Here is a 13585-nt window from a genome sequence, read left to right as displayed (position 1 = left end):
CCAGCCGAGATTACAACGAACTACTTGATTTATGGCAAGGCTGGCGTGAAATATCAAAACCCATGCGCCCACTTTACGAGCAACAAGTAGCACTTACCAACGAAGGTGCGAAGGAGCTTGGTTATGCCGATACGGGCGCTATGTGGCGCAGTAAATACGATATGCCTGCTGATGACTTTACCACTGAGCTTGACCGTATTTGGGGCCAAGTTAAACCACTTTATAACTCGCTACACTGCCATGTTCGCGCAAAGTTAGGTGAAAAGTACGGCACCGACAAAGTACCTCAAGATCAGCCAATACCAGCACACTTACTCGGTAATATGTGGGCGCAAGCATGGGGTAATATTTACGATGTAGTTGCACCAGAAAACGCCGATCCGGGTTACGACGTAACCGAGTTATTAGCTCAAAATAATTACGACGAACTTAAAATGGTCAAAGGGGCTGAAAACTTTTTTACCTCAATGGGTTTTGATGCACTACCAGAGACATTTTACGAGCGTTCACTGTTTGTAAAACCAAAAGACAGAGATGTGCAGTGTCATGCATCAGCATGGAATATCGATAGCAAAGACGATTTACGCATTAAAATGTGTATTCAGCGCACAGGCGAAGAGTTTTCAGTTATTCACCATGAATTAGGTCATAACTTTTATCAACGCGCTTATAATAAACAACCTTTATTTTATCAAGAAAGTGCAAACGATGGTTTTCATGAAGCCATTGGAGACACCATTGCCTTATCGGTTACACCGGGTTACTTAAAAGAAATCGGCTTACTTGAACAAGTACCTGATGAATCTAAAGATATCGGTTTGTTGATGAAAATGGCACTTGATAAAGTAGCCTTTGTACCGTTTAGCTTAATGGTTGATCAGTGGCGTTGGCAGGTATTTTCAGGTGAAGTAGCCCCAGAGAACTACAACAAAGCTTGGTGGGAACTACGTGAAAAATACCAAGGAGTGCAAGCTCCTATCGCACGTAGCGAAAACGACTTTGATCCGGGTGCTAAGTACCACGTTCCGGGTAACACGCCTTATACACGTTACTTTTTAGCGCATATTTTACAATTTGAGTTTCATCGCAGCTTATGTGAAATTGCCGGTAACGATAAAGCCATTCATCGCTGCTCTATTTATAATTCAAAAGAAGCAGGGGATAGGCTAAACGCTATGCTTGAAATGGGTTCATCTCGCCCTTGGCAAGAAGCGCTTGAAACTGTAACAGGTAAGCCGCAAATGGATGCAACAGCAATGCTCGATTACTTTGCACCATTACAAACATATTTAGATAAACAAAACGAAGGCCGCAACTGCGGCTGGTAAATAGCGCTGAATAAAAAGCCCGCTCAAATGAGCGGGCTTTTTATTCATATTCTAATTTTAGTTAAATTAGAACTGTAAGCTTAAATTTGCAAAGTAAGCATCATAATCAGAATCATCCCAGTTATTGCCGTAACCTGCTTCTAAACCAACATTGTTGTTGAAAAAGTGTTGAGCACCAAGAGTGTAATCATCATTTTTATTAACTGTAACAAAAACCGATGTTGCTTTGCTGAAATAGTAGTTAGATGCTAATTCCCAGTTACTTGAACCGCCATCAACATCTTCAAATTTACCTTCAACAGTCAAGTAGTTACCTTGCTGTAAATCAACAAAGTACTTAGCTGCTACTGCACGGTAATCAAACTCATCATCTGCTGTTACTGTAAAGCCAATATAATCAGTGCTGTTTAACTGGTGGTTATATGCCAAATCAAACACAAACTGATTGTCAGCATCTTCTACATCAATAAACGTTGCTTTTAATACAAGGTTTGGGTTAAAGAAGTAACCAGCTGAAAGTTCAATTACATCCGTGCTTGAGCCAAAATCACTATCGAAATTATTGTACTGTGCACCTAATACAAAATCTTCTACAAAATACTCACCGCCAACGCTAGTAACATCTCCAAAATCATTATCACTGTATGCACCATAAACATTTGTTTGCTTATTGATGTATTCAAATTGATCGTAAGGACCTAAAGTCGCTTTTGGAGAAAAATAATAAGTTGAGTCAACAGTTATTGTGTCATCACCATCTACATCCACGTATCCTACATGGCTGATTGATTGGTAAGTATCTGCGGCTATTGCAGTGGTTGCAGCGCTTGATAATAAAATGCTCGAAATGATAACGGCTAATTTTTTCATTTTAAATTCCCTATAAATATTACTTTTATGCCTCAGCTGTCTAGCCAAAGTCGGGGCGCATCCTAACGCCAAAAAAATGAACAAAAACTGAATAAGAGGTTAGATTAAAACCACTTAAAATGTAAGTAATTACGAGCGAATGTAAACAATAAGTATCAACAAAATCTGCGTAACAATAGTCTGTCATCATTTAAACTTTAAAAGTAACAAATAAGGTACAAGTTGCCGCCAAATTGAGCACAACTTAATTATTCGATAAACCTCATTAATATAACCTCCCCTCACTAAATTTTTCTAATTTCTCAAAATAATGACTATAATTAATTCATTATTTCTGAATTTATAATGAAAAATAGGTTTGTATCAGTGCATATTTTTATCTGTTTTTTCCCAATAACCATTGTTTACTAGCAAAAACAACTCCAATACTTACTATTTTATAGCTATTATCATCGACTGCATTTAATGACTTTAATAACAATTTAGCCATTCATGGCGACTCTATTTATAATTTAAAAGAAGTATTTAGATGAGCAAAATAAAGGGCGTAATTGCGACTGGTAATAATTTACAGTTAAAAACTCAAACGTTTAAAAACGACAAAGCCCGCTAAATTTAGCGGGCTTTTGATATTACTTTTGTATTAACTAAGTACGGGACTTAATTAAAACTGAAAACGCATGTTAGCAAAGTACGCATCGTTATCAGAATCATCAGCGTTGTTTTCGTAACCCACCTTTACACCAATATTTTTATTGATGAAGTGTTGAGCACCAAAGCTGTAAGTGTCTTGCTTGTTGTAGTTAGCAAATACAGATGTTGCTTTTGAGAAGTAATAGTTAGTTTCTGCTACCCATTGGTTTTCTGCGTCATCAATGCTTTCGTATTTACCTTCAAAAGTTAGGTAGTTACCTTGCTGTAAATCAATAAAGTATTTAGCAGCAACTGCACGGTAATCAAAATCGTCGTCTGATGTAAGTGTAACACCTACGTAATCTGTGCTATTTAGCATGTAGTTATAAGCTAAATCAAATAATGCGTAATCGTCGCCGTCTTTGTTTTCAACTAGTGTTACTTTTGCAAGTAAATCAGGGTTGAAAAAGTAACCACCCGTCAGTTTATAAAGCTCACTGTTAGAACCTGAATCTGGGTCTAGGTTTTCGTAAGATGCGCCAACAACAAATTCATTAATGAAGTATTCACCACCAACTGATGTTAAATCGCCAAAGTCGTCATCAGCATAGCCACCATATACGTTAGTTTGTTTATTGATGTATTCAAACTGATCGTACGGACCTAAAGTTTTTTTAGGAGATAAGTAGTAAATAGAATCTACCGCAACGGTGTCGTTGTTATCGCTATTTTTGTAGCTTAGGTTACTAATTGAATTATAGCTGTCTGCAGCAGCCGCAGTGCTAGATAATAAAATGCTCGAAATAATAACTGCTAATTTTTTCATTGTAAGACTTCCCTATGTACATTGCTTTTTATGCTCTAGCTGTATTGCTAAAGTCGAGGCACATGCTAACGTTAGGAAACTGAATGAAAACTTAACTAACCAGTTGTATTTATTAAGTTAATTGTAAGGAAGTGTTGTAAACTGTAAAATTAAAGTAGTTGCAACATCTAGTCAACAACTACTTAAAACATGTACCGTATTAAAGCGCGTGTTGGCTAATAATTCGGTAAACATCGTTAATATTATCGCCAGACTTAAACTCTTTACTAATTGGTGTTGGATCTGAGCCAACCCATATTTTTAGCTCGGCATCTAAGTCAAAATGGCCTGCACTTTCTTTACTAAACTTGGTAATTTTAGAGTAAGCAATACTCACCATTTCCATTTTAGAACCGGTCATACCTTGCTTATCAATTAAGATTAAGCGCTTATTAGTAAAAATAAACATATCACGTACTACTTTATATGCTTTTTCTACTTGCTCGCCGTCAATTAATGTATTGGCGAGGATTTTTTCTAAATCAGAATCGTCAACTTCGCTTGCATTACCCATAAGTCCGCTAAGTAAACCCATTATACTTTCTCCTGTTTAAATATTTGATTCTCTAATGTATGACCATTAACTAACTGCCTGTACTGCCAGTGTTGTTGATGACAAAAATTCAGTAGTGCAATATCAAGTGGATCGCTCGTTGGCTGATACTCAACTACATATTCTTTATGTTGGCTCATATACACACGACTCACACCTGCAATTGCTTGAAGCTGTTGCTCAACATTTTGATAAGCCTCGCTTAGCATTAATGTATAAAAGTGTTTATCGGTATTATTAGTTTTTGTTTGATGCTCGCTTAGTACGCCTTTATCTAAATGAAGTACCTGTGAGCATAGTCGCTCAAGCTCAGTTAAATCGTGAGAGCTTAAAATAAATGTAGCCTGCTCACTTAATTCTGATACCAGCTCACGTACTTCTCTGGCATGAATCGGATCAAGCCCTGCGGTTGCTTCATCAAGCATTACAATTTGTGGCGCGCCAATAAGTGCTTGCGCTATCGTAACGCGCTTGCGCATACCGTGCGATAAGTCCCCTGCACGCTGCTTTGCAATTTCTTTTAAGCCAACCAAGTCAAGTACACGTAGCGCCTCAGTTTGGCTTTGCTTAGCCCCCATACCTTGCAGCTTTGCATAAAAGGCGAGTTGCTTGTCTATATTAAAACGAGGGTCAAGTTGCGCGTCTTGCGGTAATGCACTTACTTTATTAAATAAAGCAGCACTACCAGGTTTATGCCCTAATATTTCAAGGCTGCCTTTACTTGGCGCAATATAGCCGCACAACAAACTAAATAAGGTAGTTTTACCCGCACCATTTGGCCCTACAAGTGCCACTGGCGCGCCTTTGTTAATTTCAAAGTCCACATTATTAAGCGCAAGTTTTGCACCATACGATTTACTCAAACCGCTAGCTGTAATTAATGGTCTCATAGTGAGCTCCTTGCAAAAATACGTTGAGCAACGCTTAGTAATACCGCAGTTTGCACAAGGGGAATAGCCACAGCGCTCAATAATGGTAAATTTTGCCCCGCTAATAGCTCTATTTGCACACCCGGAAATAAATAATCAAGCAAGCCTAATGCGGGTATTTGCCATTGCAATATACCAACTACAATACCGCCTGCTGCAAAATATAAAATTGCCAATACAATAGATAAACGCGATGAGCGAGCAAAGGTATTAATTAACGTCATTAGTGCTACAAATGGGCACAAAGTAATCACTAATATTAAAAATATAGAAAGCGCACGGGCAAAACCACCAGCCAGTAAACTTGGATCTCTAAAACACAATACCGCGAGTGTAGCCACAAGCGTTATACCCACCAAACATGCTAATACTCCTAGCTGCCCTAAAAAACGGCCAAACAGTATTTCAAAGCGAGTGGAGCGCAGTGATAAAAACCTTAGTGTGCCGCGCTCTCTATCGCCTACCGTTTGGTCGCTACAAATAAATAAACCAAAAACGGGAAAGCTATAAAGGGCTATTAACCAGTACATAGCAAATTCGGCCTCAGGCCAATCCAATAATTTACTTAAACCAATAGAACCTGATATATCACGGGCTATTTGCTCAAAATCAGGCGCACTTACAATGCCTACTGCCTGCCCTATTGGGTAGCGCAGTATTATTAGCCACACCAATGCAAAGGCAGCTAATGCAATAAGTCCACGTTTAGTTAAAAACATACGTACAAGCTCAAATCCCGCTATTTGCGTTAATCGCCCTACGTTTATCGGTAATGGTGTTGCCATTGACTATCCTTAATGACTTTTTATTTTCTGTGTATTTATCCACACTAAGTGTAAACACCTTGAATTACCAGCAAAAAAAAGCTCACCTGTGGTGAGCTTTGTAACAATACATTTAAATGTAACAGTATAAATTGCGATATAAATTATAAATACTGCTTATAAACCTCAAGTGCTTGGCTTAAATCGCTAATTAAATCTTCAACATCTTCAAGGCCTATGTGCAAACGAATAACCGGCCCTAAATCCCAACCTGTATTTGAGCGCAACCCTTTCATGGTTAAATTAGCCGTTACCAAACTTTCAAAACCGCCCCACGAAAAGCCCATTTTGATATGCTCAAGGCTATCTAAAAATGCATCAATCGCTTTTTGATTGCCGGTTTTCATCACAAATGAAAACAACCCATTACTGCCATCAAAGTCACGTTTAAAGAACTCATGCCCTGGGCAGCTTTCAAATGCAGGGTGTCGAATATGATCAACAAGCTCATGTTGCTCAAGCCATTTAGCTACTTCTATTGCTGCTTTTTCATGTTGATTTAAACGCACACCCATTGTACGCAGGCCTCTAAGTGCTAAATACGCATCATCGGCACTGGTACATTGCCCTAGTAAGTATGAGTTTTCGCGCAAGGTTGGCCAGTACTTTTTATTAGCAACAGCCACCCCCATCATCACGTCTGAATGGCCAACAATATACTTTGTTGCAGCTTGAATACTAATATCAACACCGTGCTCTAACGGGCGATAATGCAGACCGTTACCGTAGGTATTATCAAGCATGGTCATTACGTTGTGCTCATTGGCTACTTTTACCATAGCGGGCACATCTTGCACTTCCATCGTAATAGAGCCTGGAGATTCTAAAAACAACACTTTAGTATTTGGCTGAATGTAATCTTTAATACCTGCGCCAATGGTTGGCGGGTAATAGGTTGTTGTAATGCCCAGCCCCACTAAAATTTTATCGCAAAAATCGCGAGTTGGTTCGTACACGTTATCAACCATTAAAATATGATCACCGGTTTTTAAAAACGATAAAAATACTTGGCTGATCGCCGCAGCGCCACAAGGGTACAATGCACACCCTTCGCCGCCTTCAAGTTCTGTAATCGCTTCTTGCAGCGCAAAGTGTGTTGTTGTTCCTCGGCGCCCATAAAATAACGTTTTATCGCCACGGGTTTTAGCTGCTTCTTTTAAATCGGCTACAGTATCAAATACAATGGTAGATGCACGCTGTACAACAGGGTTTACTACGCCATGTGTATAGGCTTTTTTTCGCCCTGATGATACCAGCTGAGTGTTTTTATTACTTTTACTCGACATTGTTAATCCTTAAGGGTTTGTGCGCCAATGCTCAATTAAATAACGAGAGATAGAATCGGTTCTAGGCAGCTTTAAATGCTCGCCTTCTTCGTGCCAATTACCAAATTGCTCTAAGTCTTCACGACTAAACCATTTTGCATCGTCTAGCTCTTCTTTATCTACGTTAATTTGCTCAGATGTCGCCTGTGCAAAAAAGCCAAGCATAATTGACGATGGGAACGGCCATGGCTGAGATGCTACATAACGTACATTATCAACCTCTATACCTGCCTCTTCTTTAACTTCACGCGCAACAGCTTGTTCTAGTGTCTCCCCTGGGTCTACAAATCCAGCAAGCGATGAATACATACCAGTGGGCCACGCAGCTTGGCGACCTAATAAACAGCGTTCTACTCCGTCAGCAAAGACTTTAGTAACGACCATAATTACCGCAGGATCGGTACGCGGGAATGTAGGATGCTTACAGTTTTCGTTTTCACATACACGAGAATGCCCGGCTTCCACTGAACGGTTTTTACTACCGCAGCGCCCACAAAAACGGTGCGTGGCATGCCAATAACATAGCCCTCTCGCAAGGGCTGCTATTGAGGCATATTTAATGGTTACTTGAGGCCCATATTGGCGAATATCAAAAAACTGAGCGCCCTCTATTAAAGGCGAAAGTACGCTTTCATCCAGATCAGAAACATCCAATGCAAACACACCATGTTTAGCATTGTTTAAACCAACAAAAATAGCACTCGTTAAATCTAAATGTGCCACTTGTTGATACGTTAAATAGCTTACTTTAGGGGTATCTTTAATAAATAGGGTTTGATTATTTTTAACTAAAACCCATTTACTTTGCGCCGACATTTGCGCTTTAAGCCACGATGGGTCTTTACGAAAATTTGAGCCTCTATCTAGTGGCATGTTGCTGTAATGAAGCATGTAAGTCCTTGGTAACTCGTTATGCTTTAAAATTACCATAATCATTTAGCAAACCCAATTGATTACAGTAATAAAAAAAGCCTATATAAGGCTTAATTCATCTATTACGGCTTTGTATTAAAATCTCTCATGTTGCAGGCACTTAGCTTGCACTTTTTTAACTATTTTTTACTGTTAAAGTAGCAAAGTATTATCAATTAAATGAAATTGCTCTGCGCTTTGTTTTAATACCTCAGCAGTTAACCTGTCAGCACCGTATACATCGCACGGTACATTATATTGACTTTTTAAATGCCCAAGTAACAAAGCAAAGTCACCATCGCCAGAGAGCAAAATAACTTTATCAAGATTTTTACCCTGCTCTAACATGTCTATTGTTATGCCTACATCCCAATCGCCTTTAGCACTTCCATCACGGCGTTGAATAAATGGCTTTAGCTTTACGTCAAAACCAATCGCACGCAAAATATTTTGAAACTGATTTTGCTTTTCATCTCCTCGATAAATTGCATACGCAAAAGCACACTCAATATTGTATTGCGCCTCCATCATTCGCCAAAACGCATTGTAGTCAAAATTTTTCCCGTAACTCTCACGGCACGTGTAATAAATATTTTGCACATCAACAAAAATACCGACCCGTGGTTTCGTGCTTTGCTGCTCGTTTTGTAAAGTCATTTAGTGTCCTAGTGAGGATTAATAGCAATAAAAGTAACGTTATAAAATAAGTGTACCTTGCAATTTATATTTAAGTAACCTAAATTAGTTACATACCCTTATGTAACCAATATTGGTTACATATTAAAAAGTAACCATTTTGAGATTTTTATGATTGGTGTGATCAGCGGCGATATTATTAAATCGCAAACAATCCCTAAGCAGCAATACGATGCCATGCTTTATCAACTAGAGCAAAGTTTGCGAAACATTTCGGGGGAGCAAACACTTTGGAATATATACCGAGGCGATGCCTTTCAGTTACAAGTTAATAATCCTGAGCTCCTTTTTAAAAATGCCATACTTGTATATTTACACCTTAAATCGTCAGGTTATGAACTACGACAAAGCTTGGCGCTTGGGCAAATAGATAACCCACGCAGCGATATAAAAACAGCAACCGGTTCTGCTTTTACTCTTTCGGGGCAAGGCCTTGATAAAATAGGTAATCAACGCTTTGTTTTTAATATTAACGAGCAGCAGCTCGATGAAAGCTTAAATCTTAATTTAGCTTTTGCCGACGTATTGCTCACTAAAATCACACAAAAACAAGCAAATGCCCTGTATGTCTATTTAACATCACCAGACAACAGCCACGCGGCACTGGCTAAAGAGCTTAAAACAAGTCGCGAAAACGTAACCAAACTACTAAATTTAGCGCACTACCAACTTATAGAGCGCTTTATTAAGCACACACAAAACGTTATAAAAAATATAATTAAAGGAGGTGAATAATGGCGTTTTCACTTTTACTGGTCGCGCTTATTATTGGCCACTTACTCGCTGATTTTTACTGGCAACCTATGAGTTGGGTAAACGACAGAAATACCCGTCACTTTAAAGCCAGTAAGCTTTATTTTCATGTACTAGTGCATGGTGTAACAAGTGCACTCATTATTACCGTGTGGGAATACACATTCGGCTGGCAGCAACTAAGCAGTGTTTTAATTGCCACGGCGAGCATTATGCTGAGCCATTACTTTATTGATATAGCTAAATCGTATTCTAATAAAGGCGTGGTGCCTTTTTTACTAGATCAAATAGCGCACATACTCGTTATTATTGCGCTCAGTATTTGGCTAACTGATAACAATAGCTTTATGGCTGCAATTAATAATATGCTCACTGATCCCAAAATACTGTGGGTGGTATGCGGTTATTTAATTATTTTAAGTCCCAGCGCCGTATTTATAAGAATGATGTTAGAGCGTTTAACAAGCAACTTTTCAAATACTGGTAGCTTACCACTTGCAGGGCAAAGCATAGGTATGTTGGAACGCGTACTTATGCTGAGCTTTATATTGCTTGACCAATTTGCAGGGCTTGGATTTTTACTTGCGGCAAAGTCGGTATTTAGGTTTGGTGATTTAAGTGCAAGCAAAGATAAAAAACTTACCGAGTACGTTATGCTTGGCACACTACTTAGCGTAAGTGTTACTTTATTTGTCGGCTTGGGTATTAACTATTTAATCAGGCAGGCAATACAGTAAGTACAATTTACAGGTAATAAAAAACGCGCTGCCTCTATTTAATTAAAGAAGGGAGCGCGTTTTTTGTATCAGCATTTAACTAAATTCTAAATTAATTAAACGCTAGTGCAATCACTAATAATGATTAATCGTTATTGGTGCGACGACGGCGTTGGCCATTACCGCCAACAGATTCACGCTTTGCCCATGGGTTTTGCGCGCTGTCATCTGTTTTAGCAGCTGGCTTTTTAGAACCACCACGGCGTGGGCCGGTACCATTACCACCATTGTTCGGCTTTTTGCTGTTAGGCTTGCTGCTATCAGATTTAGGCTTATTAAAAGGCTGCTTTTTCTTAGGCTTTTTAGCCGGCAGTGGGCGAGCATCTAATGCGCGTTCAGCTACTGGGTTAATAGGCTCAAAACCGTCTTCTTCAGCACGTGGAATAAGCTCACCAATAAAGCGTTCAATACCGTATAAATCAACAGCATCATCAACCGTTACAAACGAAATCGCATGACCCGACGCACCAGCACGGCCTGTACGGCCAATACGATGAACATAATCTTCATATACGTTTGGTAAGTCGTAGTTAACAACATGCGGTAATTCAACAATGTCTAAGCCACGTGCAACAATGTCTGTTGCTACTAATACGCGTACTTCACCACTTTTAAAACCATCAAGTGCTTTAACACGTGCGCCTTGTGATTTATTACCATGGATAGCCGCGCCTACAATGTCATCGCGCTCTAGTTGTTTAACTAAGCGGTTAGCACCGTGCTTTGTACGGCTAAACACTAATACTTGTTGCCAATCGTTAGTGCGAATCAAGTGGCTTAGCAATGCTGTTTTACGTGTTTTATCTACCGCGTAAACGCACTGAGTAACACTTTTCGCTGTGGTATTTTTTGCAGCAACTGAAATTTCAACTGGGTCATTAATTAACCCTTTTGCTAATGCACGAATTTCATCTGAAAATGTAGCCGAAAACATCAAGTTTTGACGTTTAGCAGGCATTTTAGCAATTAAGCGTTTAATATCGTGAATAAAGCCCATGTCTAACATGCGGTCAGCTTCATCGAGTACAAGCACTTCAACGCTATCAAATTTAACTGCATTTTGATTATGTAAGTCGATTAAACGACCCGGCGTTGCGACTAAAATATCAACACCTTTACGAAGACGCTGCATTTGTGGGTTAATTTTAACGCCACCGTAAACTACAAATGAGCTCACATCAGAATGCTTAGCGTACTCTTCAACGTTTTCACTTACTTGCAAAGCAAGTTCACGTGTAGGCGTTAAAATAAGTGCACGTACGTGGTTACTCTTAGCTTTAGGGCCCGACGACAAGCGCTCAATAAGTGGTAATGTAAAACCCGCTGTTTTACCTGTACCTGTTTGCGCAGCCGCCATAACATCACGGCGTTCAATAATTGCAGGAATTGCTTGAGCCTGAATCGGCGTTGGCGTTTCATAGCCCTTTTCTAAAACCGCATTAACCAAAGACTGTGATAAACCTAAACCTTCAAAACTCATATAAACTCTCTTTTAAATAAGGCTACATTAGCCAGTTGCGCGCATTATACCTGTAGTAGCTAAGAATGCATGCCATTATTTACGTTGCAGGCAATTGAGCATAGTTTATTAAAATTAAACCTGTGATCAAGTTGCTTAAAAATGCAAAAAACGGCCATAGGCCGTTTTTTGTTTATACTTAATTACTCTAAGTATTAGAGTTACTTAACACCTAACTCACGCAAACGTTCTTGCAAGTAGCTATCTGCCGTGTAGCGCTCTGAAAGCACAACATCTGGATGCGGGTGTAAAAATAACGGTAATGAAATACGCGATTTAGTAGATGCTTTACCCGTTGGGTTAATTACACGGTGAATTGTCGATGGGAAATACCCGCCCGACGCTTCTTGTAGCATGTCGCCGATATTAATAATTAAGCTGCCAAAATCACATGGCACGTCTAACCAACCGCCATCTGTTTTTTGAACTTGTAAACCTGGCTCATTAGAAGCTGGTAATACAGTCAATAAATTAATATCGCCATGGGCTGCTGCGCGAATAGCACCAGGCTCTTCATCACCCGTCATTGGTGGATAATGTAGGATACGTAACAATGTTTGCTCAGAATCGGCAATCATGTCTTTTAAATCAATCGAAAACTTAGCACGTACATCAGCTGGTGCTTCAGCCTGAACCCAGCTTAATAATGTGCCAGCAAATTCACTTGCTAAACGGTAGTATTCACGTACATCAGCCTCAAGCTGGGCAGGAACGCGACCTTTAGGGTACACATGAAAGTACTCTTTAATGTCTTTTATTGTAAAGCCTTTCGCTACTTCTGATACTGAAGGCGGAAAGTAACCGTCTTGAGTTTCTTTAGAGAATAAAAAGTCGTGCTTTTGCTCTGAGTTAAAAAAGTCTTGCCAATTTTTGTAAATAGACTCAACTAAAGACTGTGGGATTGGGTGGTTTTTTAAAACGCCAAATCCAGTATTTCTTAACGATTCAACAAATTGTGCAGCCGCATCGGGAGCTTTATAATCAACAGTAGGTAATTGCATTGTACGTTCCAGTGAATAGGTTGTGTGAAGTGAGTTGCTTTTAATAGTGCTAAATTACTTATATAAAGTAGCAAAGCCTTCAATATAGCGCTATGCGAGGATAGACAAATGACCTCAAAAACATAAGGACATATGTCCGCAAGGCATAGTCACTGTCACTTTGCTTGATCAAGATCAACTAATAAAAAAACGTTGAATTTGCAAGGTTTAGTAACTATCTCTGGTCTATTATTAGAATATATTTTATTTGTGTAAATAAGGCTCCCCATGCGACAAAAAGTATCTTTTAAAAGCGGCGATTTAGAACTTGCCGGCCAACTTGAACTTCCCTCTGGTGACGTTAAGTTTTACGCGCTATTTGCACACTGCTTTACATGCGGTAAAGACATTGCAGCAGCTACACGAATTAGCCGTGCACTCACACAACAAGGTATCGCCGTACTGCGTTTCGACTTTACCGGTTTAGGTAATAGTGATGGCGATTTTGCTAACAGTAACTTTTCATCAAACATTCAAGATTTAGTATCTGCGGCAAATCATTTACGTGAGCATTTTGCTCCGCCGCAACTACTCATTGGCCACAGTTTAGGCGGCGCTGCGG

The 13585-nt window shown here is 39.4% G+C and carries 14 protein-coding genes; 4 read left to right on the top strand and 10 right to left on the bottom strand.

Annotated elements, in window-relative coordinates; genetic code table 11:
* Nucleotides 1–1328, top strand: a 1328-nt coding sequence (locus L652_RS0122095; RefSeq protein WP_024594963.1) for a M2 family metallopeptidase, incomplete at its 5' end; no start/stop codon positions are given.
* A 66-nt stretch (nucleotides 1329–1394) separates the two neighbouring features.
* Here L652_RS0122095 and L652_RS0122090 read toward each other — a convergent pair.
* The 8 genes from L652_RS0122090 to L652_RS0122050 all read right to left on the bottom strand — a co-directional run bounded on the left by L652_RS0122090 (nucleotide 1395) and on the right by L652_RS0122050 (nucleotide 8896).
* Nucleotides 1395–2198, bottom strand: a complete 804-nt coding sequence (locus L652_RS0122090; protein WP_024594962.1) for a putative porin — start codon at nucleotides 2196–2198, stop codon at nucleotides 1395–1397.
* A gap of 664 nt (nucleotides 2199–2862) precedes the next feature.
* Nucleotides 2863–3657, bottom strand: coding sequence for a putative porin (locus tag L652_RS0122080; RefSeq protein WP_002962833.1), 795 nt, complete (start codon nucleotides 3655–3657; stop codon nucleotides 2863–2865).
* A 199-nt stretch (nucleotides 3658–3856) separates the two neighbouring features.
* Nucleotides 3857–4231 (bottom strand): PH domain-containing protein, encoded by a 375-nt coding sequence (locus tag L652_RS0122075; protein WP_007377979.1) that lies wholly within the window; start codon nucleotides 4229–4231, stop codon nucleotides 3857–3859.
* On the bottom strand, nucleotides 4231–5139 hold the full coding sequence (locus L652_RS0122070; RefSeq protein ID WP_007377980.1) for an ABC transporter ATP-binding protein: 909 nt from the start codon (nucleotides 5137–5139) through the stop codon (nucleotides 4231–4233). The genes L652_RS0122075 and L652_RS0122070 overlap by 1 nt, the downstream gene beginning before the upstream one ends.
* A complete protein-coding gene (locus tag L652_RS0122065) occupies nucleotides 5136–5963 on the bottom strand; it encodes an ABC transporter permease subunit (protein ID WP_024603655.1) in 828 nt (275 codons plus the stop codon). The genes L652_RS0122070 and L652_RS0122065 overlap by 4 nt, the downstream gene beginning before the upstream one ends.
* 143 nt (nucleotides 5964–6106) lie before the next feature.
* Nucleotides 6107–7288: a cystathionine beta-lyase gene (locus L652_RS0122060; RefSeq protein WP_008139073.1), complete on the bottom strand. Its 1182-nt coding sequence runs from the start codon at nucleotides 7286–7288 to the stop codon at nucleotides 6107–6109.
* 9 nt (nucleotides 7289–7297) lie between these two features.
* Nucleotides 7298–8218, bottom strand: a complete 921-nt coding sequence (gene nudC, locus L652_RS0122055) for an NAD(+) diphosphatase (protein ID WP_002962842.1) — start codon at nucleotides 8216–8218, stop codon at nucleotides 7298–7300.
* A 174-nt stretch (nucleotides 8219–8392) separates the two neighbouring features.
* On the bottom strand, nucleotides 8393–8896 hold the full coding sequence (locus tag L652_RS0122050; RefSeq protein ID WP_024595755.1) for an NYN domain-containing protein: 504 nt from the start codon (nucleotides 8894–8896) through the stop codon (nucleotides 8393–8395).
* 150 nt (nucleotides 8897–9046) lie between these two features.
* On the opposite strand from L652_RS0122050, the gene L652_RS0122045 reads away from it, so the two are divergent.
* The gene (locus tag L652_RS0122045) at nucleotides 9047–9670 is read left to right on the top strand and encodes a hypothetical protein (RefSeq protein ID WP_024595754.1); all 624 of its coding nucleotides are present in this window, start codon (nucleotides 9047–9049) and stop codon (nucleotides 9668–9670) included.
* On the top strand, nucleotides 9670–10425 hold the full coding sequence (locus L652_RS0122040) for a DUF3307 domain-containing protein (protein WP_024595753.1): 756 nt from the start codon (nucleotides 9670–9672) through the stop codon (nucleotides 10423–10425). Before L652_RS0122045 ends, L652_RS0122040 begins: the two co-directional genes overlap by 1 nt.
* A 124-nt stretch (nucleotides 10426–10549) precedes the next feature.
* Here L652_RS0122040 and L652_RS0122035 read toward each other — a convergent pair whose 3' ends face one another.
* Complete coding sequence (locus L652_RS0122035) at nucleotides 10550–11944, bottom strand: DEAD/DEAH box helicase (RefSeq protein WP_024595752.1); 1395 nt, start codon at nucleotides 11942–11944, stop codon at nucleotides 10550–10552.
* A 200-nt stretch (nucleotides 11945–12144) separates the two neighbouring features.
* Nucleotides 12145–12984 (bottom strand): 2OG-Fe(II) oxygenase family protein, encoded by an 840-nt coding sequence (locus tag L652_RS0122030; RefSeq protein ID WP_008172584.1) that lies wholly within the window; start codon nucleotides 12982–12984, stop codon nucleotides 12145–12147.
* A 267-nt stretch (nucleotides 12985–13251) separates the two neighbouring features.
* Here L652_RS0122030 and L652_RS0122025 point away from each other — a divergent pair.
* The coding region (locus L652_RS0122025; protein WP_024603654.1) for an alpha/beta fold hydrolase at nucleotides 13252–13585 on the top strand (334 nt) is incomplete at its 3' end.

Source organism: Pseudoalteromonas sp. TB25 (assembly GCF_000497995.1).
GTDB lineage: Bacteria > Pseudomonadota > Gammaproteobacteria > Enterobacterales > Alteromonadaceae > Pseudoalteromonas > Pseudoalteromonas distincta.
Note: the sequence above shows the minus strand (reverse complement) of the source record. Positions and strands in the feature narration are given on the sequence as shown.

Bases quoted from the DNA above. Each gene is read 5' to 3' on its own strand.
- L652_RS0122060 (WP_008139073.1), bottom strand. From the start codon at position 7,288: ATGTCGAGTAAAAGTAATAAAAACACTCAGCTGGTATCATCAGGGCGA.
- L652_RS0122030 (WP_008172584.1), bottom strand. From the start codon at position 12,984: ATGCAATTACCTACTGTTGATTATAAAGCTCCCGATGCGGCTGCACAA.
- L652_RS0122050 (WP_024595755.1), bottom strand. From the start codon at position 8,896: ATGACTTTACAAAACGAGCAGCAAAGCACGAAACCACGGGTCGGTATT.
- L652_RS0122065 (WP_024603655.1), bottom strand. From the start codon at position 5,963: ATGGCAACACCATTACCGATAAACGTAGGGCGATTAACGCAAATAGCG.
- L652_RS0122035 (WP_024595752.1), bottom strand. From the start codon at position 11,944: ATGAGTTTTGAAGGTTTAGGTTTATCACAGTCTTTGGTTAATGCGGTT.
- L652_RS0122045 (WP_024595754.1), top strand. From the start codon at position 9,047: ATGATTGGTGTGATCAGCGGCGATATTATTAAATCGCAAACAATCCCT.
- L652_RS0122040 (WP_024595753.1), top strand. From the start codon at position 9,670: ATGGCGTTTTCACTTTTACTGGTCGCGCTTATTATTGGCCACTTACTC.
- L652_RS0122075 (WP_007377979.1), bottom strand. From the start codon at position 4,231: ATGGGTTTACTTAGCGGACTTATGGGTAATGCAAGCGAAGTTGACGAT.
- L652_RS0122090 (WP_024594962.1), bottom strand. From the start codon at position 2,198: ATGAAAAAATTAGCCGTTATCATTTCGAGCATTTTATTATCAAGCGCT.
- nudC (WP_002962842.1), bottom strand. From the start codon at position 8,218: ATGCTTCATTACAGCAACATGCCACTAGATAGAGGCTCAAATTTTCGT.
- L652_RS0122070 (WP_007377980.1), bottom strand. From the start codon at position 5,139: ATGAGACCATTAATTACAGCTAGCGGTTTGAGTAAATCGTATGGTGCA.
- L652_RS0122080 (WP_002962833.1), bottom strand. From the start codon at position 3,657: ATGAAAAAATTAGCAGTTATTATTTCGAGCATTTTATTATCTAGCACT.